We start from the raw sequence: 23,321 nt of genomic DNA, 5'->3' as shown, positions 1-23,321 counted from the left end.
AGGCGTGTCCATGAGAAATTTACTTACTGGTTTTTTTGCTGTTGTAATCGGTTTATTTGCCGTTTCTTTTGCTACCATTATGGCATTGTTTCTTGGTATTGCAGCAATGATTGCGAAGCCATTTATTAAACGTAAACTTGCAGCTGAAGGTATGCAGTACCAAGACAATAGTTTTACAGAAGGTTTTGCTGGCCAAGATGAAACCATGAACAGTGTGTTCCGTCAGCAACGTCAAACTACATCAAATGTGATTGATGGTGAATGCGAAGATGTGACCAGTCGAAAATTTTAATCGCTGTCATAAAAGCACTTATTATACTAAGAACGCCTAGCAATTATTGTTAGGCGTTTTTGTTTTATTATTTAATTGTGGTTATTGAACATTGTACGCTTTGGCTTTTACCATATTGCGGTATTGTGACGGTGTAATATCAAATTCTTTTTGAAACCGTGTTGAAAAATGATAAGCATCTTTATATCCCACCTGTTCTGATACATCAGATAATGACATTCCAAAATCGCGCAATAATTCTTTGGCTGTTTCCATTCTTATTTTTTGTAGGTATTGATGGGGTGCTTGGCCGACTTGATCTTTAAATTTACGATTAAAGCTGCGTAATGGTAATTCACAATGTTGTGCTATTTGTTGGGTGGTTAATGGCTGCGACATATAGCGCTGCATCCAATCTTGCGCTTGGGCGATTGATTCATCAAATTGCACTTGACCGCCAATTTCATAAAAAGGTTGATGACCCGATTTACTGATTTCATGACCATAATGGGTTTCAATGGTGTTGGCGATTTTCTGCCCATAATATTTAGAGATTAAATACAGCACCATTTCTGTTTGTGAGTTAATACTTTCAGTGCAATAAAGCCCGTTAGCTGACGTAATAGAGGCTTTACGGTTAAGTTTTATTTGTGGATAACGCTGTGAGAATTTGTCATAAAAATACCAATGGGTAGTGGCCGTTTGATGGTTTAGTAATCCCGTTTCAGCCAGCCAAGTCACGCCAGTGCCTGTTGCAATAATTTGAGCGCCATTATGATATTGCTTAATTAACCAAGGTGGTATTTCGGGGTGTTTTGACAGTGCAGATATTGGGTTGCCCCACATTGGTGGCACAATAATAATGTCAAAATTTGCAGGGTCTTCAAATGTGATATCAGGCTGAATGCGAATACCTGCGGTTAAGTTTGGTGATGTGAGTGTTGGAGCAATGAGTTTAATATCAAAAGGGGACTGTCGTTGAGTTTTACGATCACGAAGACTGGCGGCACTGGTTAACATTTCAGCACTTAATGAAATACCCGTAATTAATGCTCTATGAAAAAGTATAAAACCCACTTTCATTATTCTACCTCTGACAATAATTGTGCATAAAACACACATCATTGTAATGTTTTCACACCTTTGGCTGAAATGTCAGTGATTTTGGCACAAATATAGAGTGAATCACAGGTTAATACTGATATTCTGATTCAAACGGTGTATTAAATCGATCTCAGGATATTAAAATGGCAAAATTACCGCTAATTGTTGGTTTGGGTGGCATCAATGCCGCTGGTCGCAGTTCTGGCTTTCATAGCTACAAACTTATGATTGCTGATGTGCTATCTGAAGATACAATGCAATCAACATGGCAAGATCTCGCTCGTCGAATGGGATTGAGTGATGATGGCGCTATTACTGATGATATTATTACTGCAATTAAAGCGGGTACGTGTGTACGCCGTATTGATTCGTTTGATCCTGATAATCTGTTATATCAATATAAAGCGAATCTCAATTCAGCAGATGATCAAATCACATTTACCTTACGTAAATCTAAATTACCTAATCATATTCCAAGCAACTGGCAGGTTGATATTCAAGGTGCAAAAGCCGTTATTACTGTTAAGGGTGATTTTGATGCCTTAGTTGAGGGGCGAGTTGCTTTTCCTGTTTCTAGTGGCGGTAATATTCCTGCCGGTTTTGATCCTAGTAAATTATATAATTCTCGTTTTCATCCGCGTGGTTTGTCGCTCACAATATATGGCGCTTCAGATGCACTTAACTCGTTAGGTTTTGAGTGGGATGACGTTTTACGCCACATCAAACCCGATCAAGTGTCAGTCTATGCGGGCAGTGGTTTAGCACAAATTGATGATAACTCGCTAGGTGGCATGATTGCAGCGCATCTTACTGGCGGCCGTGTAAGTTCCAAGATGATGGCGTTATCGCTAGCACAAATGCCTGCTGACTTTATTAATGGTTATGTGATTAACAGTATTGGCGCAACAGGTACAAATATGGGGGCGTGTGCGACGTTCCTATATAATTTACGTCAAGGTATGCACGATATTCAACATGGTAAAGCGAAAGTTGTGATTGTCGGTAATGCAGAAGCTCCAGTTGTTCCCGAAATAATGGAAGGCTTCCGTGTGATGGGCGCATTGGCTGAAGATGAGCAATTAAAAGCGCTTGATGGCAGTGATCGTGTTGATAATCGTCGTGCTTGTCGTCCATTTTCGTCAAATGCGGGCTTTACCATGGCAGAATCAGCGCAATTTGTGGTGTTAATGGAAGATGAATTGGCCCTTGAATTAGGAGCTAATATCTATGGTTCTGTGGCTGATGTGTTTGTGAATGCTGATGCGAATAAAAAGTCAATTTCAGCGCCTGGTGTGGGTAACTATGTCACCGTTGCGAAAGCTGCGGCATTGGCAAAAGCGATCCTTGGTGAAGAGGGCGTAAAGCAAACATTTGTTCAAGCTCATGGTACAGGCACACCACAAAACCGCGTGACTGAAAGCCATATTCTTAATGAAGTCGCTAAAACATTTGGTATTGAAAGCTGGCCTGTCGCAGCGATTAAATCGTATGTCGGTCATTCAATGAGTGCAGCCGCTGGGGATCAGCTTGTCGCTTCATTAGGCGTATGGCAATACGGTTGGCTACCTTCGATTAATACCATTGATCATATTGCTGATGATGTTCATAATTCAAATCTGAATATTCTTACTGAGCACACTTTCGCGGGTGATTGTGGCCAAGATTACAAAGCGGTTATTCTTAATGCGAAAGGCTTTGGTGGTAATAATGCATCAGGACTTGTGTTATCGCCGCAACAAACCGTTGCAATGTTAACGGCGAAATACGGCAATGATACAATGGCGGCTTATCAGGTGCGTAATCAGGCTGTTAAAGCGATAACAACACGTAATGATGCTAACGCATGCCAAGGGCAAGAAACCATTCGTTATCAGTTTGGTGAAGCGGTAATGGATGAGCATTCAGTTACCATTACACCTGATGCGATTAAATTGTCTGAGTTTGAACATGCGATTGCATTAAGTAATGTTAATCCTTACGCCGATTACAACTAGAATTAAATAAGAAATAAGAAATAAGAAATAAGAAAGCAGGTTATTTATGACCTGCTTTTTATTACGATGAAAAAGAACAACAAGGATCATAGTTTAGTGACTAGAAAAAAAATAGCAGCGATATGGATTGGTGTTGCCAGTTTACTTGCTGTATCAACGTCTGCTTATAGCGCGACATGTTCAAATAATGGCGATGTGCTGCCATTATGGAATAACAGTGCTAGTCGTAGTGCGATCACGCAGTTTGTCAATGAAGTGACAACCGTAGGAAATCCTGATTTTGTAAAACCCAGTGCACGTATTGCCGTTATCGATAACGATGGAACGTTGTGGCCTGAGAAACCCACTTATACGCAGTTTTTGTTTGCCTTTAGCCAAATTAAGCATGAAAGTGCACAACATCCTGAGTGGAAAACAGAAACACCGTATAAGTGGGTACTTGATAACAATACTAAAGCTATTTTCGCGAAAGGTTGGGGGGCATTACTGCCTATTTTAGCTACGTCACAAGCAGGATTAACGCCCGAGCAATATAGTAAAGATGTTTTAGACTGGCTCTCAACGGCCCAATCACCACGCTTTAAACGTCCATATACAGATTTAGTTTATCAACCGATGATTGAGTTGATTGATTATCTTCACGCACATCAGTTTAAAGTATTTATTGTAACCGGTGCTGGTGGTGCATTTATCAAGCCATGGAGTGAGGCTATTTATCATATTCCCGCTGAAAATGTGATTGGTACTGCGTTTGGTTATACTTATAAAGACGGTGGATTAATTAAGAATGATAAGTTGGTATACATTGATGACGGCCCACAAAAGGCGATCAATATTGCGACGATCATTGGTAAGCGTCCTATTCTCGCGGTTGGTAACTCGACGGGTGATAAAGCGATGCTGTCATGGACAACGTCTCAAAAAGGCGCAAGTTTAGGCATGTTGATTCATCACACCGATGCCGAACGTGAATGGCAATATGGTGCAGATTCTTTTGAAGGTAAATTTACCCCTGCATTGATGCAAGCAGCAAAACAACATCAGTGGCAAGTGGTTGATATGAAGAAAGATTGGTGTCAAATTTTCCCGACTAAAGCTGAACGTCGAACATTATAGTTAGATTTTAGCGATGTAATACCGTGCTAGTGTTAATACGCTATTATTTGTTATTAATGGTTACGACAAATCGACATTGCTAATATGCATTGGTAAAGATGAAATAAAAAAGCCGAGTAAGATAAAATCTTAGCTCGGCTTTTTCGTGTTAATACATTAAAGAATGTACTTAACTTACTTTTTCAAGCGAGTGATCTTGGTTGCTTTGCTGCTAATTGCGTTACGTAAACGTGCGCGACGTTCAGCGGCTGATTGATCTTGAGTCGGATTGTTTTGACGACCTGCACGATCACGGTAAGCGGCTTTAGTGTTCATACGCACAACGAGCGCTTCACGGCTCTTAGGCTCGTAACCTTCTAATTGTACACGGTGAATACGTTGGTTAATCAAACGTTCGATCTGCACTAATGTCAGTTCTTCTTCACGGCTAACAAATGAGATTGCATTGCCTTTTTGTCCTGCACGACCAGTACGACCAATACGGTGAACATAGTCTTCAGCAAGGAATGGCATGTCGTAGTTAACAACATACGGTAAGTTTTGAATGTCTAAACCACGGGCTGCAACTTCTGTTGCTACCATTACACGTGCTTTACCTTCTTTAAACTCTTCTAATGCACGACGACGCGCACTCTGCGCTTTATCACCGTGGCAAAGAACTGCTTTAATACCGTCAAGTTTTAGTTCTTTCACTAATTGGTTAGCGGTTTCTTTGTAGTTAACAAAAACCAATACTTGTGGCCAGTTTTTCTTACCAATTAATTCCGATAGCATTTCACGCTTACGATCTTCATCAACAGGGTATACCACGTGAGAAACTGTAGATGCAGTACTGTTTTCAGGCGTAACTGTAATACGTTGTGGTTTACGTAGAATATCTCCCGCTAATGCATTCATCTGTGCAGAAGAGGTTGCTGAGAACAACATGGTTTGTGGCTTAGTGCGAATATCTTCAAGGATAACGCGAATAGCACCGATAAAGCCCATATCAAGCATACGGTCAGCTTCATCAAACACTAAACATTCTAAGTTAGCCAATGAAACGTTCTTTTGTTCCATGTGCTCAATTAAACGACCCGGTGTAGCAACAAGAATATCAACACCTTGTTCTAGGCGTTTCTCTTGTGTTGCCATTTTTTTGCCACCAAAAACAGCCGTACAATTAATGTTGGTGTATTTAGCGTAATCGTTGATGTTAACTGAGATCTGTTCAGCTAGCTCACGCGTTGGTGCAAGGATTAATGCACGAACGTTAAAACGGCTTTTTGTTGCAGGTTTGTCCAACAACTTTTGAATAATAGGCAATGCAAAAGCAGCTGTTTTGCCTGTACCTGTTTGTGCTAATGCTAAAATGTCAGCACCACGTCGTGCTTGAGGGATTGCTTTTTGCTGAATTGGGGTTAATTTCTCGTAACCAATTTCGGTTAACGCTTTAACAAGCTCTGGAGAAAAACCTTGAGATAAAAATGACATGCTGTGTTCCTAAACTGTCGGCCTATGCCGATTACATTCATAAACTAATAATTAAAAGTAAGCTTATGAATGTAATCTGCGAATAAAATGACCGCATATTATAGTTGATTGTAAGTTATTGCGCTACCGTATCCTGAGTTAACATAAACCCCGCATAATGCGGGGTTTAAAGAATAACTGAGTTCAGCCTAAAGCTTACTTAAATTCAGCTTTGCGCATTCGGTTCAATACTGCCATAACCTCAATAACGCGAGGTTTAGCCATTTCACCATATTTAGGCATCATATCGGCCCAATTATCGTGCAACATATTGGCAAACGCATGAGTAGGATTTTTTTCCCAGCCTTTAGTTTGCGCAAGTTGGAACCATAGGTAACCAATGGCTAATAGTTGGCTAGAGTGAGCAATTTGCTCTAAGGCTTTTAAGTCTATGTATTCACGACCAAAACGTAATGATGTTTTGTCTTTAACTTGAATACGGAACTTGCCTTCTTCTAACATTGCTTGCAATGCACTGCGGTTTATTTGACGTGTGCGAGGATGAACAATAACTTCTGTTCCTTCTTGCTTACGACGTGTTGGATGAGACGCAACCACTGCACGTGCTTTTTCTGTTACATCAACGGCATCATAGTTATGCATTTGAATAACAGTATCTGCTACATCAAGATAATCACCAGAACCACCCATTACTAACATTACTGAGATGTTGTGTTGATCGCGTAGCAGTGCAATGCGGTCAACTAATGGTGTAATTGGCTCATCTTCTTTACAGATCAGTGCTTGCATACGCTCATCACGGATCATGAAGTTAGAAGCTGATGTATCTTCATCAATCAATAAGGCTTCAGCGCCTGATTCAATCGATTCTTGTAACCACGATGCTTGAGAGGTTGAGCCCGAAGCATTTTGGCTACTAAACGCCGTGGTATCTTTACCCATCGGCAAGTTGCTGATGTAAGGTGATAGATCAACATTGTGAACACAGCGACCATCTTCAGCGCGAATTTTAGCCGCGGCATCATTAGTCACAACATATTCACGACCATCACCAGGAACATGATCATACACTGAACGTTCAATGGCACTCAATAAGGTTGATTTACCGTGGAAACCACCACCAACGATAAGCGTAATACCTTCAGGAATACCCATACCGCGGATTTTACCTTTATGAGGCGCTTCTAATTCAACCGCTAAGTTGTCTGGACTCAGAAATGGAATTGCGTCTGTTAGTGGTAAATCACTATTACCTGCAATACGAGGTAATAAGCTGCCATCTGCAACAAAGGCTAACAGCTTATGTTGTTTAAGCTGGCTACGCAGTGCAACTTGATCTTCAACCGCTTCACAGTGACGTTGTAATTCATCCATAGGTAATTCACGTGCGATAGTGGCACGACGAATCATCTTTGGTAAATAGAACGTCAATAGGTTAAGAGTTTTTTTCGCAATAATAGTACGGCCATCGGCAGGCATATTAATGCGGAAACGTAATTCAATACCTTTTTCATCAAACACAACAGAAGTGCGATCAAGAATGGTTTGTCCTGGCATATCAATTAAGACTGCATTGTCTTGCTGTGATAATTCAGCAAAAAAACGTGCGATAAAATCACGAGCTGCACGTTGATAATCAGTCGATTTTTCACGTAGCCATTCGAGGTCAGTTAATGACCAAGCGCGACGAGCACGAACGCGAGAAGCTGGCGCAAAGGGATCCGACTGAACGGTATCGATAAAAAAGTCGAAATCAACAAAGTGATATTCACCGCGCATACTTGAATAGCTGCGGTAGTTATGACGGTCAATTTTATGGAGTTTGGCTTCGAGTAATTGCATATCGCCCCGATATCGTTCGTTATTAAATACAGAGCGCATAATGAGGTTGGCTCTGGTCGCTGGATATTACACTAAACACTGACTATTAGCATGAAAACTTTACCTAGGTCACAAAAAACCATCTAGGCATGGATTGTTTTAAAAGGGATAAATAACAAAATGTAAAGGCATATTATTGCAACTAAAATAATATTATGCAGAGGTAAACGTTATGAACAAAGCTTTTATTGTCGAGTAATAAAAGTAGAGAAGAGAGCTGTTTAGTTGATATATCCTAAAAAAGCATATTTATTCTTTATATCTATATGTTTTTTATTAGTTTTTCTGTTATTAATGATTAATTTTATTTATATAAACGCAATTTTATAGTTCAGAACTCTAAAATATTGCTGATTAGATGTGATTCTTAGCACTAAAAATGAAATTGTAAGTAAAAGTAAACTATTTTCATCTTTTCTATTCACCAATGCTGGTTATCTTCGCTGTTATGATGCATTCTTAAAAGATAAAACAACAAAAACTTACATAAAACCAATGAGTTATTCCTTTTTGGTATAATTCATCTGTGTTGTGTAACAATGATTATCAAGGTAACAACTATGAATAAACCCCAGCTTAAAACTATTGCCGAAAACGCTTTTTTCTCAATGTTTCGTCGTAAAGCTGATGTGTGTGATATTCAGGAAACCTTTTATGGTTGGGTAGTTTTTCTTGCCTCAGGGAAGTCGAAAATTGTGGTTAAATTTTCGCGTGAAGTAGGTCGTATTGGAAAAGAAGTCGCGAGTTTAGAGCAGTTACGTAAAATAGTGTCATGTCCTGTGCCTGAAATTTATTTATTTGGTCGAGAAGCTGGCTATGATTATATCGTTTTAGATTGGTTAGATGGGGTCTCTGCGCATCAATTGCCGGAAGATTCTAAAGCGGTTATGACATTTAGAGAAGATTATACTGATATTTTATTAGCGTTACATGAGCATCAGCATCCACAAGGGTTTGAGCTTTCAAATGGTCAGTTTAGTCAACATTTAGGTTCCGCATTTGATGATTGGATGGGCAGTGTTTATCATTATTTAATGAGTGCTGGTTCACCCTTTAGCTCAAGATTAAAAGAAAAATTTGCAGATCTTTGGGATAATAGAGCGAAAATTTTAGCGCCAATTGCTCATGAGTCATCATCTTTTGTACATGATGATTGTCATATTGCCAATGTGCTTTTTGATCCAACAACGTTTAAGGTTGCGGGATTATTGGACCCTTGTGACAGTGGTTTTAAACATCGAGAATTGGATGTAATTCATTTATTTGATGTGCGTAGTGATTTGCATATTGCAGAGCGATATTTAGAAAAAAGCCATTTAGATGATGGTTTTGAAGAGCGTCGTCATTTCTTTAGTTTGTGGGATGATGCTAAACACAGTCGCAATATGGGGTGGTATAATGAACAGTGGTTAACCAATAAGTTTTCATTATATGAATCAGCGATACAATAGCGATGGACTTTGACGAAATAGAATTATTTGGCATAACATGAATCCTCGTATTATGGTTAGTTATGGCCTGTAAAAATGTAAAGGAAAATGTAATTTATGAAGAAAACAGCAGTAGGTTTACTAACTTTGTTTCTTTTTGGTTGTGCTCAGCAGCCAATAAATGATAAGCAACAAGTAACTGCGCCAGTAGTTAAACCAATGACCAAACCATTAGCGTTTGCTCCGATGGTTACCGCGGCTGAAATGCAAGCAGCAGCAAAAGCACAAACAGCTACCGCTGAAAAAAAAGCATCTAAAATTAAAAAGCAGGCAGTAGTGAACACTAATGTGACGACCGATAAAATTACGGCTTCAACCGCATCTGCAAAGTTAGCGGCTGTTGATCATAAGCAAAAGGCGACCACAAAAAAGACCACCAAAGATGGAATGTTAATCTTAGGGCATCATGAGTGGGTACTTATCTTATCGGGTACCAAACATATTTCAGCCTATATCGATCCTAAATCAGCCACATCGAGAATTGGTGTTAAAGATTTAGTGGAATTTGAGCGTGATGGTGATAACTGGGTAAAATTTCATTTTCAAGCGAAAGAATATAAATATCCGGTAAAATCGTGGTCAAAATCTGAAGATAAAAAACGATTACCTGTTGTTTCCCTTCGAACTAAATTGGGGGATCGCAATGATGAAGTTGTATATCAACTGATTAATGGCGGTAACGGTGTCGTTTTAGGTGAAAACTTTATGCGTGATATTGCTATACAAAATAATCAACGAAAATATATTCAGCCAAGAGCTAAATAAATTTACGCTAATAATAGAGCGCAATTAGAAACGGTATTCCTCGCATTAAAGAGGAATGCCGTTTTTGTTTTTTATGAGTAAAAATTATTCAGCAACAATGATTTCATAACTGCTAAATTTACGAATATTAATGACTCCTGTATCAAATAATAAATATTGGCCTTTAATGCCTTCAAGAATCCCACTGACAACCGATTCTTTATCAAAATTATGAGATGCTATTTTGGTTGGGAAATGATCAACAGGATAATGGATATCAATAATATCATTATTTAAGTATTCAATAGCATCGTCACCAAATTCTGAAGTTATTTCAGAGAGTCTTTGTTTTACTTCTGGCAATAATAATTGGGCTTGCTGCTGCAAATCGATATCGTCATTATTACCTTTTAACATTGTGCGCCAATTCGTTTTATCTGCCACCATTTCAGCAATGGCAATTTCAACAAGGCCTGATATTTGACGTGTTTTTACTTTTAATACTGCCAATGCTTGAGTTGCACCTTGATCAATCCAGCGAGTAGGGATTTGGGTATGGCGAGTAATACCGACTTTAAGGGCTGAAGTATTAGATAAGTAAACATAGTGAGGCACCATACAGTTATCTTCGCCCCACTGAGGCTCACGACAGGTTCCTTCAGCATAGTGACAAGTTTCTGGCTTTAGAATACACATATCACAGCTAGCCAGTTTTTTCATACAAGGAAAGCAATGTCCTTGAGAATAACTTTTTTTGGTTTTCTTACCACATGAACAGCAAAAAATATTACCCGTATGAGTAAGGGTTAATTGCTTACCAATAAATGGATTAAGATGAAGTTGTTGATCGCCCACAGGGAGATAATAATCAACGATATCTCCAAGTGATGATTTCATTTTACTGAGTGTACCTTGCATGTTTGTGCTCACCATTAAATGTTTGCTGTGAGTGTATCAGTGATTTGTCTGAAGACCCAAGTATCTTACGATGGTGAATAGTGAACAGTTGCACAAACAATTAATAATATTTCCATCCTACAGTATAAATATTGACTATAATTAACGTATATTCATTGGTAGTCGTGGGGGATATCATGAAGAATAAACTTAAGAGGTTAATTACAGCATATATAAAAATAGTAAGTAGTAAACAAATACATAATATTTACAAATAATATAATTATTGTATACGCAGTTATAATTTTATTTATTAATATCAAGGTATGAAGATAGAGAAGATGGAATATAAAAAATAAAACCCAAGAATATTTGTTATTCTTGGGTTTTACATATGATATTTATGAATGTTGTAAATGACGTGAGCTGTGTTTTTCTAGTTTTCTAAAGAGTAATGATAAACTAAAACATAATATAAAATAGACCAGACCAACAATCAGCCATATTTCAAAGATAAACCCTGATGAGTTAGCAATTTCAGAACCAGTAAATGTCAATTCTTGTATAGAAATTAATGAAATAATAGATGAGTCTTTTACAATTGATATAAATTGACCAGCAAGTGTTGGCACGATAGCGGCAAATGCTTGTGGAAATATTACAAACCTAAAACGGCTATATGTTGATAACCCCAAAGAATCAGCAGCTTCCCATTGACCTTTGCTTATCGTATTAATACCGGCACGAATTATTTCAGCAATGTAAGCGGCAGCAATTAATCCAACACATAAAACACCTGAAAATAAGTTTTCCCAGAGGTTGCTACGTCCAAATAAAATGATCTGTAATATGTTTTCTTCGCCATTATAGTGACGAAAGATATGATTCAAACCTAATAATGGAACTAATTGATTTGAAATGAAAAAATAGAAAATAAATACAAATACAAGTGGTGGTATATTACGCAATAATTGGATGTAGCTACTTGCAAAAAGCTTCATTATTCTAAATGAGGAAAGGTTCGCCAAAGCAAGCAATAAACCAAATGTGGCAGCAAAAAGCATTCCCCAGAGACTAACTCTAATTGTACTGATTATACCTTGTATAAAATAAGGTATGCCACCATTGTGGCTACAAGTAAATACGAGCTTAATGGCTTGACGCCAATGCCAGTGGTAGTGAATACCAATAGAAGAACGATAAGCTAACCAGCCAATAAAACAGCCAATAATAATAAGTAAAATAATATCGAGTGTATTTAGTTTGAAATTAAAGCGACGACCCACAGGAGGCTGTAATGCCTCCTGTGGTGTCTTGTCACATGACGTTTTAACGACAGTCATTATTATTTATTCTCGTTAACCAAGTTTTTCCAGTCTGTTGTTTTAAACCAGTACTGGTAACGCTCATTTAACCAACCATCTTCAGTACGTACTTGAATCCAGTTATTAAGGAAATTGAGTAAGTTAAAATCACCTTGACGAATAGCAAAACCGGTAGCGTAGCGTGTTAGTGGCTCTTTAAAGGGCATGAATAAGCTATCTGGGTTTTTAATTACCATTTGTTCTGGTGTCGGTGTTGATGCTAGTGCTGCTTGTGCATTACCATTTAACACTTCTTGGAATGCTTGAGTTTCGTCATCAAATTGGCGTAGTTTTGCTTTTGGAAATAACTTACGTGCAGTTTGAACAGGGTAAGCACCACTACGAACGGCAATCGTAACACTGCGTTTATTATAGTCAGCAATCGTCGTCATTTTTGATGCAAGTTTTTTATTGGCAACCATTTGAACTGCTGAATATGAGTATGGATGAGTAAAGAGAACACTCATATTGCGTTCAGGTGTGATAGTTAAGCCACCAATGATAACATCAAACTTACCCGCGAGTAGGGCTGGAATAATACCATCCCAAGCAGTAGGTACAAATTCAACTTTTAATCCAGCATCAGCGGCTAAACGTTTAGCAACATCAACTTCAAAGCCAATTAATTCGCCTTGTTTATCACGCATAGCCCAAGGAACAAATGTTGATAAACCCACACGTAATGTGCCGCTTTCTTTTATTTGCTGTAGTGCATTATTATCGTCTGCCGCGAAGGCATTATTAACCCCTAATAAGCAAGTAAAAACGGTAAGTAATACCGCAATAAAGCGTTTCATAGCTTTCTCCATCGATGTACGTATAAATTTAGTGATTAGGAATACTTAAACGGCGTTCTAGCCAAACAGCTAATGCTGATAATGTTAAAGTAATACAAAGATAAATGGCGGCCACTGTAAACCAAACTTCAAATGGCATCGCCGTATCTGCGACAATATTTCGTCCTTCTGTTGTCAGATCAAATATAGCCATTATACTGACAATAGAAGAGTTTTTTACTAAAGAGACCGCTTCATTTGTGAGCGGTGGAATTATTTTTCTAAACATTTGTGGAATAACAACAAATCGATAGCTGTCAATTTGTGATAACCCTAAGCTTTCCGCTGCTTCAAGCTGACCTCGTGGGATCCCTTGCAGACCGGCTCTAAAAATTTCAGCACTATATGCACCTTGAAATAAAGACAGCGCTAAGATAGCGGTTGTTATGCGATCAATGCCTAATACGGGACCGAAAACAAAATACAATAAGTAAATTTGTACTAATAATGGCGTACTACGAATAACTTCAATATAACCACGTGCCAGACCTCGGCCAACAATAGAGTTAGACATTCGTAATAGTGCGGTGATAAAACCGATAGCAACCGTACAAACTAAACTGATAGCGGATATTCTTAATGTTACCATTAAGCCTTCAATCAAGTCGCCAGGATACCATTGTCCATCTTCATAAAACCAAAGATGTTCAGGAATGCGGTACCATTGCCAATGATAATGCATTGCTTTTGCACCACTATTGAGTAGTAACATTATAATTGATGCAACACAAATCACTTGTAATATAATGGCAATAGTTTTAGGGATTCGAGATCGCGTATGTTGGGTCATTATTTTGATCTCAATAGCTAAGTATATTTTCGAGAAATTGTTGTGTTCGTTGGTGTTGAGGACTATCAAATAATTGTGCTGGAGAGGCTATCTCAACAATTTCACCTTGATCCATAAACATGACTCGGTCAGCAACTTGACGAGCAAATCCCATCTCATGAGTCACACAAACCATCGTAATTCCATCATCGGCGAGTTCTTTCATAACATCAAGCACTTCACGGATCATTTCTGGATCAAGGGCAGACGTTGGCTCATCAAAAAGCAATATATTGGGTTTCATACATAAAGAACGGGCAATTGCCACACGCTGCTGTTGACCGCCAGACAGTTGACCTGGAAATTTATCAGCTTGGTGACCGATATGAACACGTTCTAAGAAGTTGCGCGCAAGTTTTTCGGCATCTGCTTTTGACATTTTTAATGCACGACGAGGTGCTAATGTAAGGTTATCTAAAACGGTCATATGTGGAAACAAATTAAAGTGCTGAAACACCATACCAACCTGACCTCGAATGGCATGAAGCTCTTTATGGTTGAGTAAATGTCCGGCAACGGTTATTTCACCGCTATTATACTTCTCTAACCCATTGATACAGCGAATCAATGTTGATTTTCCTGAACCTGATGGCCCACAAATGACAAGTCTTTCACCTTTACTAATAGAAAGATTAATATTTTTGAGTGCATGATAATTGCCATACCATTTGTCAACATTATTAAATGTGATTATGTTGTTTTTAGACAATGCCGCACTCCTTAAATTTAATAGACATCTATTTATATTATCTTTAGTTATGTTTTATGATTAAAGAATACATTGTTATTGAAATAAGGTATTAATTTCGGTCAATGTTATTTCGGCAATACATTGAGCGCGTGTATATTCTTTAGGTTATTACAAATTATTGTTGTTAATGTTTATTATAAGCATATTTTACAGTGTTTCTATTCTCTCGTGTAATGATATATCCATATTTTTGATGATTATGAGTATTCATTGTTATTTATATGCGGAATTATGCATTATTTATTGCAAAGAGGACCTATTGATACCGTTTTTGATTCAATAACTGTTTGCACTATTAGTTTTTAAACGATAAGTTAAGTAAATGTGTCAGAATTAATATTATATGGTTATTTGTCTTTGTAGACTAATTGTTGTGTATTAAAAGGAATTATAGGAAGTCAGTATATGCATAAAACGGATGATATTCGTATTAGTGAAATCAAAGAGCTTTTACCACCGATTGCTGTGTTAGAGAAGTTTCCAGCGTCTAAGACCGCAGCAAAAACAGTGTATGAATCACGTAACTCAATCCATAACATTCTCAATGATAAAGATGATCGCTTATTGGTGATTGTTGGTCCATGTTCAATTCATGATCCTCAAGCGGCATTAGAGTATGGCAATAAGCTTAGACTGTTACGAGAAGAGCTTAAAGACGATCTTGAAATTGTTATGCGAGTTTACTTTGAAAAACCACGAACAACGGTTGGTTGGAAAGGGCTGATTAATGACCCATATATGGATAATAGCTTCCAACTTAATGATGGTTTACGTATTGGACGTAAATTATTAGCTGATCTTACCGATTTAGGTTTGCCTACGGCTGGTGAGTTTTTAGATATGATCACGCCTCAATATATGGGAGATTTAATCAGTTGGGGAGCTATTGGTGCTCGAACCACTGAATCTCAAGTACATCGAGAGCTTTCATCTGGGCTGTCTTGTCCTGTCGGTTTTAAAAACGGTACCGATGGCAATATTAAAATAGCAACGGATGCTATCGGTTCTGCAAGTGCACCTCATCATTTTTTATCGGTGACAAAATACGGCCATTCTGCAATTGTTGCAACTGCGGGGAATGAAGATTGTCATATTATATTACGCGGCGGTAAAGCGCCAAATTACAGTGCTGATGATGTGAATGCTATTATGCAGCAGCTTGTCAATGCAGGCTTACGTAATAAATTGATGATTGATTTTAGCCATGCCAATAGCTCAAAACAATATCAGCGACAAGTGATTGTATCTGAAGACGTTGGACAACAAATTGCCAATGGTAATAACGCTATTTTTGGCGTGATGATTGAAAGTCATCTCGTTGAAGGCCGTCAAGATATTATTGAAGGTAAAACACCTACTTATGGACAAAGTATTACTGATGCCTGCATCGGTTGGGATGATACTGATAAAGTATTACGCCAACTTGCCGCAGATGTCAGAATGCGTCGTCAAAAATAGTGGTATTAATTGTTTAATACGCTGTAAATAAACATATTTTTTAAAGCTCTTGCTTATACCGAGTAGGGGCTTTTTTATTGTGGCAGCGATAACCATCATTAAATTCAATATCAAAATGGTTACCATAATGATACTTATTAAGTAAATTAACATTAAAGGGGAATTGGCAATATATGCAATAATGTAGATGTAACCCATTAATGATAAAAGCATCAAAAATATCATGAGTGTCAGCTATCAGTGTTTTCTTATTCATAATGCTCCCAAAGGGTATGCCCGATAAGTAATATGATAAAAAGAACGCATTAATTATAAGTATATTTTATTTTTCAAATGATAGGAGGATAAATGTTCAAAAAGGTACAGTAGATTGTCACGGCAATAGCGTAACAATAGCGCCTGTTAATTGAACAATATCTAAAATGAAAAATAATGCCACAGTTGTTAACGGGGGATAATAACAGCATATCGTTTAGATTTTTAATCAGTAGCCTATATTAGCTGTTATACCATTGCTTAAATAATTTTTGACTGATAACTTGCTTAAGATTATATCCCATCGAAATTGTATTCGGTGTGTTTTGATGGAAGTCCTTAGGCGGTGTCAATATATTACAGCCATTATAAATGACACTGTAACTTTCTTTGACATCAATGACGATTTTATAGCTATTCTCTCGTATTTTTGGAAGTGTAAATTTACCATTGTTAGCAATATTGAATGTTAATTCTTTCGGGTATTCATTAAGTATCTTTGTTGCATATTCTTGAGTTAGTTTTTTAATCAACGGTTTATTATTATAAAGTAATGAAAAGTTAACAATAGGATCTTTTATCTTGTCATGGAGTAATAATGGCGATAAGTATTCATAGAATGCCATACTTGAAACATTGACTTTATTATGCTCATCAAGCAATGCTTTGTTAATGCTTGTAGCCATTTCCATGGTCAATTTATTATATTTATTAATATGTTCATTTATTGCATATTGAGACTGATGTTCTACAGTCATAGTACGTTTGATCGCTAAATTGTTATTAGCAATCATTAGATCTTTTTGTAAATAACTATCGAAAACTTGTTTGTTATAATTTGATTCGAAATAACCATTAAGTTGTACCATTGTTTTCCATAATTCTGGCACGTATTTATTCAATATAGTTACGACTTGCGGCTGAAATTGTTGTGGTATTGTTTCAATGAGTTCTTCTTTATTATAATAGACACATGCATTAGGTGCAGTAAAAGTAATAGGTTGATAAACCCCTAAATATTTTGAACAATGCAGTGATTTGTCTATTCTATATGTAAAATTAATATCTGATATTAAGTCAAAAGTAAGATCATTATTAAGTAAGATAGCATTTAAATCATTCCTTAATGAACGACGAATATTAATATAATGTTTTTGTTTTTCTTTTATTTTATTTTTTATATTTGATATTTCATTAAGTTGTTGTTTTTCATCTGTTCTTGTTATTTTTAGATAGGTATCTATTGATGATAGTTTTTGTTGGTAATACTTTATTTTTTTATTAGTCTCTGCTTGAAGCTTTCTTTTTATAATATTTACTTCAACCATGTTTTTTTTATAAATCAATGCACTATTATGAAGTGCTTGAATGAAAATATCAGCATTTTTTAAATGTATTTGATTAAATTGATAGATTAAAGAATGAATTTCTTCAAGATAATACGGATTAGATAACCAATTTGAATTAATTAATGATTTTGATGCTTGTTCAAGGTTTTTGAAGTCTAACGGTGTTTTAAATGGGCTACAATTATTTGTAATAATAAAACCTTGTTGTTTTTGATCTGGAATAATTTCAGGTTGGATATTAAAAGAAGAATAATCGATATGACTCTCTTTATCACAGCCAGCAACCATGCATAACAGAATAATAAAAAAATTGCGCAACATGCTAATATTCCACAGCATTTACAGTCATTAATAAGAATGTGAATTATACCGATATTGGTGCCATATACAAGTGTATGCTTAGTAGCAATTGATACCTACAGATTATTTTATATTTAGTGTGGTTTTATTGTGATAAAAATGTTTATGTAGTTAAATGTTTAGCTATAAATTAGTATGAAAAGGGTGAAAAGAAGCATGTTAATCACGTTTAGTAGTAAAGCTCATAATGATGTCACTATGTTTGGTGATATTGCTCAATCATTCATTAAGATGATGGGATATACAACTGAAATACCAGGAGCCATAACGGCAGAGGATGTTAACAGCGCATTGGCTAATCTAGAAAAAAACCTTGCAGTTGCCGCTGCCGCTGATCAACAACAGATAGCTCAAGATAAACAACAAGCGGTTGATATTGATGATGAGGATGAAAAAGAATCGGAGATCAAGATTACTGTTCGTGCTATTCCGCTGATAGAACTATTAAAGGCCGCTATTTCAGCAAAAAGTTATGTGATGTGGCAGTAGTAAAGTTTATCTATTTATAGACAGCCTTATTTGACTAAATGTAATGGGGCGAAAGGGTCGTCATTAGGATCATTGAGCCATAAATATTCCGTGTCAGCAGCAATGCGGCGAGCAATAGAATCACCATGTTGATGACCAATAATCGCTAATGACATATCAAGGCTTGCTGAGCTCCCTGATGCTGTAAAAATATTGCCATAACGTACCCATCGAGCTGAAGTTTGCCACTGAATGTTGTGACCAAATTGAGACACCCAATCAAGATTTTTTTGGGTCGTGGTGGCTTTGCCATTGTTAAGTAAGCCTGCATTTGCAAGTAATGCTGCTCCAGTTGAGGTTGAACATATAATATGTTGTTGTGGCGCGGTTTTTTTTAACCATGCTAAAATATCTTTGTTATGAGTTGCAAATCTCATTCCCGCACCACCAGGGATAATTAAAATCCCTGCGGATATTGTGTCATTAAAGCTTAGCGTTGGTTGCATATTAATACCCTGAGTACTAGTAACATACTGCCCATTGGTTGTTATTATTTGTAATTGATAATATTCAGGCAATAAGCCAAACATGTGCAGAGGGCCTAATGCATCAAGTAATTCAAATTGCTCAAAAAGTAATACTGTAACCGTTTGCCGATTTTGCATCGTATATACCTTGTCATAAATGGAATCTTGCGACTAGATACCATAAGTAATAGTCTAATTAATCATGATTCATTGTGTTGTAGATGATAATTTGGCATTTATAATTGCATTATGAGGATAATGCTTGTTATTCAGCCGCGAATGATTACAATCAGCTCCCTGTTTAAAAATGGCTCAAAATATCAACTGACACGATTATGAATAGAAAGAAAAAAATTAACGAAACGCTAAAAAAGAGAATGAAGAAGGCGAATGCTAAGCTAAATAAAAGCACTAAGCCTCGTTATATTTCTAAAGCAGAACGTGCCACGCTTGATGAAGAAGCTGCACTGGTTGCTGAAACAGCAGATGTAACATCTGATGCTATTGTTGATAGTGAGATTGAATCTGCACGTTAATCAATAGCCAAAACATGAATTTTATATCTTAAACAGAAACATGATTTTGATCGTTTTTCTGTTTTTTCGCATCATGCCTATGATTATTTATAGGGTGATTGCTTGCTTATCATTAGATGAGTAATCTACTACGCGATTATGCGTTTAATTTATACAAAGAGAGATGCTATGAGTTTTGCCTCTTTAGGCCTATCCGCCCCAATTCTTGAAGCCGTTGCTAAGCAAGGCTACAAAACACCATCCCCAATTCAAGCGCAAGCAATTCCAGCAATTTTGGAAGGCAAGGATGTCATGGCGGCGGCACAAACGGGTACAGGCAAAACAGCAGGTTTTACGTTGCCGCTACTAGAAAAACTATCTGGTGGTCAATCTGCTCGTTCACATCATATTCGTGCACTTATTCTAACACCAACCCGTGAGCTTGCAGCTCAAGTTGGTGATAATGTTGCAAAATACAGCAAAAATTTACCGATTAATTCAGCTGTTGTATTTGGTGGCGTAAAAGCCAATCCACAAATAAATCGTCTACGTCAAGGTGCTGATGTTTTAGTGGCAACACCTGGTCGTTTAATGGACTTGCACAGCCAGAATGCGGTTAAATTCCGTGATGTTGAAATTTTAGTTTTGGATGAAGCTGACCGTATGTTAGATATGGGCTTTATTCGTGATATTCGTAAAATTTTAGCGTTACTACCAAAGCAACGTCAAAACTTACTGTTTTCAGCGACATTCTCTGATGATATTCGTGCGCTTGCTAAAGGCTTGGTGAATAATCCGGTTGAGATTGATGTTAATCCTCGCAACCAAGCAGCACCAACAGTTAAGCAGTGGATTTGCCCTGTTGATCAAAAGAAAAAAGCAAACTTATTAACGAAGTTGTTAAATGAGCGTAGTTGGAAGCAAGTGTTAGTGTTTACTAAAACTAAACATGGTGCAAACCGATTAGCGACTCACTTAGAAAGCCGTGGTATTTCATCTGCTGCTATTCATGGTAATAAGAGCCAAGGCGCACGTACAAAAGCACTTGCTAACTTTAAATCAGGCGAAGTACGTGTACTTGTTGCAACGGATATTGCGGCGCGTGGTTTAGACATTGAGCAATTGCCACAAGTGGTTAACTTTGAGTTGCCACATGTTGCTGAAGATTACGTTCACCGTATTGGTCGTACAGGTCGTGCGGGTTGTGTAGGTGAAGCTATTTCATTAGTGTGTGCTGATGAATTTGGTGATTTGATTGCCATTGAGCGTCTAACGAAGCAAATCTTAGATCGTGAAATTATTGAAGGATTTGAACCATCAATTAATTTACCAGTATCACGATTAGATACACGTCCTCTTAGTAAGCCTAAAACAGCTAAGAAGCCAAATGCTAATGGCGAAAAGCGTACTTTCTCTAACAGTAAGCCTTCTGCTCGACGTAAAGCAACGCCTCGCAGTGATGATGCGCCACGTAGTGAAGGTGCAAAGCCAGCACGTAAGCCACGTCCTGCAACAGATGCTAAGCCAGCACGTCGTACACCTCAACGTAACCGTAAGCCTGCGGCAACAACAGCTAACTAATATCGCTATTGCGGTTTAATCAGCTAGCTGAAAAATACGTTTTACTAAAAAGCAGCGTGTAATGATTATTTATCATTGGCGCTGTTTTTTTATCTATACTTTGTGTTATTACGATCTCAGTGACAACGTCACGCAGGGGATGGCATGATCAGTGCTATAACCATCTTCATCAAAACTGCTATTAACAAGATGTTTATCTTCAGTATGATAATGACTGACTTCAAACAACGAACCACGGTATTGGGCGTTAAATTCTTGAGATAGCAAAATATAATCAAGCACTGAGCTTTTGGCTCCGAAGTAGTGAGTCGGTGGGCGAGGCAGTGTGGTTTGTTCAGTATTTTGAGTAAACAACGTCCAACTATCATATAAACGATAATAGCCAATTAAACGTTCAATATCCCCGTCTGACATGCCAAAAACATTACCCGCAATCAGTTGTTCTAAGCATGAACTTGAGATCTCATCATTAAAATCTCCCATTAATAGCATTGGATGCGTGCTTGATTCACGTTGTTTGAGAATGGCTAATAATAATAAATTTGCTTCTGTGCCACGCAACATTGCTGATCCCCAACTGCCTAAGCGTTGGCCTGCAAAACGTGATAATGCGGTGTTTGATGGCACAATCACGTCAGGGAGTGGATCATCAAACAGGGAGCGTTTTGATTTGAAATGTGTGACATAGCAATCAGTTAAGCCAACGTGTGGAATATCTATCGTGGCTCTTAGGGGCTTACGACTAAAGTGAAAATCGGCTAATCCGAGTAATGCAGCCGCTTGTTGATCGGCGGTAACGGTAGATATTTCAGTGATAGGAAATTTTGATGCGATAGCAACCACAGGGCTACGGCAGATAAAATCATCAATCACTGTGGGAGAATCAATTACCGCATAATAAGGGTAACCGGCTTTTTCCAACAGAGATTGTAGACTCTCACTACTGAATACTTCTTGAAAGCCAATAATATCAGGTTGGTTTTTATCAAGAAATCGTGTTATCCATGCTTGTTTTTTATGCCATTGTTCAAGGGTATAAATATTTTGAAAATCATAATAAGCCATCGGTGGCTCAAGATAATTCAATAAGTTAAAGCTGGCAATTTTAACGGTGGGTAATAGCACTTCATAAGAAGGCTGATTAACGTTTGGCACACTATACACTCTCAGTAATATAGCCGAAGTTTATAACTTGGGCTTTATGATTATGCTAAATTATTGATATATAGCATACCAGAGTGAGAGGGTAATAACAGTGCTGCTTTTAGAGTGAGCCAATGCAAGCCAGTTAACAGAATAATTTATTAATATTTGCTTTCGGTGTTTTAGCAAATTTTTGCATTAATGAAAATGGTACGTCATTAATACCATATTGCTGTTTAATATCATCAATCATTGTTAGCCATAATCGGGCTGTCATTTCAGAATCCGCTAATGCTCGGTGAAAAACACCATCATGGCGAATATGCTTATATTCGACTAAAGTACCCAGTTTGTGGTTGGGTGCGTGTTGGTATAAACGTCGTGCAATTAGCATAGAACAGGCAAATTGTTCACGGTATTGACGACCAATCATATCTAATTCAGCCGTAAGAAAACGTTGATCAAAAGAAGCATTGTGTGCAACAAGGTTAGCATCGCCAATAAAATCGGCAAACTCAGCCATGACACTTTCACAGCAAGGGGCAGTGCGAAGCATATTATTACTAATGCCAGTATAGTTCTCTATAAAACTACTGACACGAAAGCCGGGGTTCATTAATTGTTGAAAATGCGCGACTACCTGACCATCTTCAAGTTTAACCGCACCAATCTCAATGGCTCGATCACCTTGAGCGGGTGATAAGCCTGTGGTTTCAAAGTCGAGTACGATAACGCTATTTGCAGAACGAGAATTGATCATTTTTAAATCTTTAACGGTAATAGTAGTCGTATTGTAGCGTTATCCATTCAGTTGTAAATTGTAACCAGTCAATTTTATACCACTTTTAATGCTGAATTTTTCGGCAAATACGCTTGTTTTTTATCGTGTTTAAATTTAAATGGCATATTGTATTC

At 37.5% G+C, this 23,321-nt stretch carries 22 protein-coding genes; 9 read left to right on the top strand and 13 right to left on the bottom strand.

What is annotated here, in order from left to right:
* Positions 1-10: 10 nt before the first annotated feature.
* Positions 11-292 (top strand): hypothetical protein, encoded by a 282-nt coding sequence (locus C9J51_RS10420; RefSeq protein WP_045040831.1) that lies wholly within the window; start codon positions 11-13, stop codon positions 290-292.
* Positions 293-373: 81 nt separating this feature from the next.
* Here the strand turns inward: C9J51_RS10420 and C9J51_RS10415 are convergent, their stop codons facing one another.
* Complete coding sequence (locus C9J51_RS10415) at positions 374-1,354, bottom strand: GlxA family transcriptional regulator (protein WP_045036773.1); 981 nt, start codon at positions 1,352-1,354, stop codon at positions 374-376.
* 164 nt (positions 1,355-1,518) lie between these two features.
* Here C9J51_RS10415 and C9J51_RS10410 point away from each other — a divergent pair, with 164 nt between their 5' ends.
* Complete coding sequence (locus C9J51_RS10410; protein ID WP_045040832.1) at positions 1,519-3,369, top strand: beta-ketoacyl synthase; 1,851 nt, start codon at positions 1,519-1,521, stop codon at positions 3,367-3,369.
* Between the two features lie 96 nt (positions 3,370-3,465).
* Positions 3,466-4,485 (top strand): HAD family hydrolase, encoded by a 1,020-nt coding sequence (locus C9J51_RS10405; RefSeq protein WP_232568400.1) that lies wholly within the window; start codon positions 3,466-3,468, stop codon positions 4,483-4,485.
* Positions 4,486-4,659: 174 nt separating this feature from the next.
* Here C9J51_RS10405 and C9J51_RS10400 read toward each other — a convergent pair whose 3' ends face one another.
* Positions 4,660-5,958, bottom strand: coding sequence for a DEAD/DEAH box helicase (locus C9J51_RS10400; protein WP_045036771.1), 1,299 nt, complete (start codon positions 5,956-5,958; stop codon positions 4,660-4,662).
* A gap of 195 nt (positions 5,959-6,153) precedes the next feature.
* A complete protein-coding gene (locus C9J51_RS10395; RefSeq protein ID WP_107275009.1) occupies positions 6,154-7,800 on the bottom strand; it encodes an ABC-ATPase domain-containing protein in 1,647 nt (548 codons plus the stop codon).
* Positions 7,801-8,399: 599 nt separating this feature from the next.
* Between C9J51_RS10395 and C9J51_RS10390 the strand changes: the two genes are divergently transcribed.
* Complete coding sequence (locus C9J51_RS10390; RefSeq protein WP_045036770.1) at positions 8,400-9,290, top strand: phosphotransferase; 891 nt, start codon at positions 8,400-8,402, stop codon at positions 9,288-9,290.
* A 96-nt stretch (positions 9,291-9,386) separates the two neighbouring features.
* Complete coding sequence (locus C9J51_RS10385) at positions 9,387-10,094, top strand: putative ATP-dependent zinc protease (RefSeq protein ID WP_244907465.1); 708 nt, start codon at positions 9,387-9,389, stop codon at positions 10,092-10,094.
* Positions 10,095-10,178: 84 nt separating this feature from the next.
* On the opposite strand, the gene C9J51_RS10380 is transcribed toward C9J51_RS10385, so the two are convergent.
* The 5 genes from C9J51_RS10380 to C9J51_RS10360 form a co-directional block, all read right to left on the bottom strand.
* Positions 10,179-10,991: a DUF2797 domain-containing protein gene (locus C9J51_RS10380; RefSeq protein ID WP_045040834.1), complete on the bottom strand. Its 813-nt coding sequence runs from the start codon at positions 10,989-10,991 to the stop codon at positions 10,179-10,181.
* Between the two features lie 380 nt (positions 10,992-11,371).
* The gene (locus C9J51_RS10375) at positions 11,372-12,313 is read right to left on the bottom strand and encodes an ABC transporter permease subunit (RefSeq protein ID WP_082064178.1); all 942 of its coding nucleotides are present in this window, start codon (positions 12,311-12,313) and stop codon (positions 11,372-11,374) included.
* 2 nt (positions 12,314-12,315) lie between these two features.
* Positions 12,316-13,131, bottom strand: coding sequence for a transporter substrate-binding domain-containing protein (locus C9J51_RS10370; RefSeq protein WP_045036768.1), 816 nt, complete (start codon positions 13,129-13,131; stop codon positions 12,316-12,318).
* A gap of 28 nt (positions 13,132-13,159) precedes the next feature.
* Positions 13,160-13,960, bottom strand: a complete 801-nt coding sequence (locus tag C9J51_RS10365; protein ID WP_045036767.1) for an amino acid ABC transporter permease — start codon at positions 13,958-13,960, stop codon at positions 13,160-13,162.
* A 10-nt stretch (positions 13,961-13,970) separates the two neighbouring features.
* Complete coding sequence (locus C9J51_RS10360) at positions 13,971-14,708, bottom strand: amino acid ABC transporter ATP-binding protein (RefSeq protein ID WP_045040835.1); 738 nt, start codon at positions 14,706-14,708, stop codon at positions 13,971-13,973.
* Between the two features lie 447 nt (positions 14,709-15,155).
* On the opposite strand from C9J51_RS10360, the gene aroG reads away from it, so the two are divergent.
* Entirely contained in the window at positions 15,156-16,208 is a 1,053-nt protein-coding gene (gene aroG, locus C9J51_RS10355; protein WP_045036765.1) for a 3-deoxy-7-phosphoheptulonate synthase AroG, read from the top strand.
* Positions 16,209-16,248: 40 nt separating this feature from the next.
* Here aroG and C9J51_RS10350 read toward each other — a convergent pair whose 3' ends face one another.
* Together C9J51_RS10350 and C9J51_RS10345 are read right to left on the bottom strand one after the other, a co-directional pair.
* Positions 16,249-16,464, bottom strand: a complete 216-nt coding sequence (locus C9J51_RS10350) for a hypothetical protein (RefSeq protein ID WP_045036764.1) — start codon at positions 16,462-16,464, stop codon at positions 16,249-16,251.
* A 241-nt stretch (positions 16,465-16,705) separates the two neighbouring features.
* On the bottom strand, positions 16,706-18,151 hold the full coding sequence (locus C9J51_RS10345) for a hypothetical protein (protein ID WP_146144934.1): 1,446 nt from the start codon (positions 18,149-18,151) through the stop codon (positions 16,706-16,708).
* Positions 18,152-18,328: 177 nt separating this feature from the next.
* Between C9J51_RS10345 and C9J51_RS10340 the strand changes: the two genes are divergently transcribed.
* A complete protein-coding gene (locus C9J51_RS10340) occupies positions 18,329-18,661 on the top strand; it encodes a DUF1840 domain-containing protein (protein WP_107237287.1) in 333 nt (110 codons plus the stop codon).
* 26 nt (positions 18,662-18,687) lie between these two features.
* Here C9J51_RS10340 and C9J51_RS10335 read toward each other — a convergent pair whose 3' ends face one another.
* Positions 18,688-19,305: a DJ-1/PfpI family protein gene (locus C9J51_RS10335; protein WP_045039323.1), complete on the bottom strand. Its 618-nt coding sequence runs from the start codon at positions 19,303-19,305 to the stop codon at positions 18,688-18,690.
* 197 nt (positions 19,306-19,502) lie between these two features.
* Between C9J51_RS10335 and C9J51_RS10330 the strand changes: the two genes are divergently transcribed.
* Together C9J51_RS10330 and C9J51_RS10325 are read left to right on the top strand one after the other, a co-directional pair.
* On the top strand, positions 19,503-19,703 hold the full coding sequence (locus tag C9J51_RS10330) for a DUF2986 domain-containing protein (RefSeq protein ID WP_045039324.1): 201 nt from the start codon (positions 19,503-19,505) through the stop codon (positions 19,701-19,703).
* 168 nt (positions 19,704-19,871) lie between these two features.
* The gene (locus C9J51_RS10325) at positions 19,872-21,263 is read left to right on the top strand and encodes a DEAD/DEAH box helicase (RefSeq protein WP_045039325.1); all 1,392 of its coding nucleotides are present in this window, start codon (positions 19,872-19,874) and stop codon (positions 21,261-21,263) included.
* A gap of 108 nt (positions 21,264-21,371) precedes the next feature.
* On the opposite strand, the gene C9J51_RS10320 is transcribed toward C9J51_RS10325, so the two are convergent.
* Positions 21,372-22,418, bottom strand: coding sequence for an endonuclease/exonuclease/phosphatase family protein (locus C9J51_RS10320; RefSeq protein WP_244907464.1), 1,047 nt, complete (start codon positions 22,416-22,418; stop codon positions 21,372-21,374).
* 133 nt (positions 22,419-22,551) lie between these two features.
* On the bottom strand, positions 22,552-23,166 hold the full coding sequence (locus C9J51_RS10315; RefSeq protein ID WP_045039326.1) for a 3'-5' exonuclease: 615 nt from the start codon (positions 23,164-23,166) through the stop codon (positions 22,552-22,554).
* Positions 23,167-23,321 lie beyond the last annotated feature (155 nt).

It is taken from the genome of Photobacterium iliopiscarium (assembly GCF_003026395.1).
In the GTDB taxonomy this organism is placed as follows: Bacteria; Pseudomonadota; Gammaproteobacteria; order Enterobacterales; family Vibrionaceae; genus Photobacterium; species Photobacterium iliopiscarium.
This window is presented reverse-complemented; position numbering and strand designations above follow the sequence as displayed.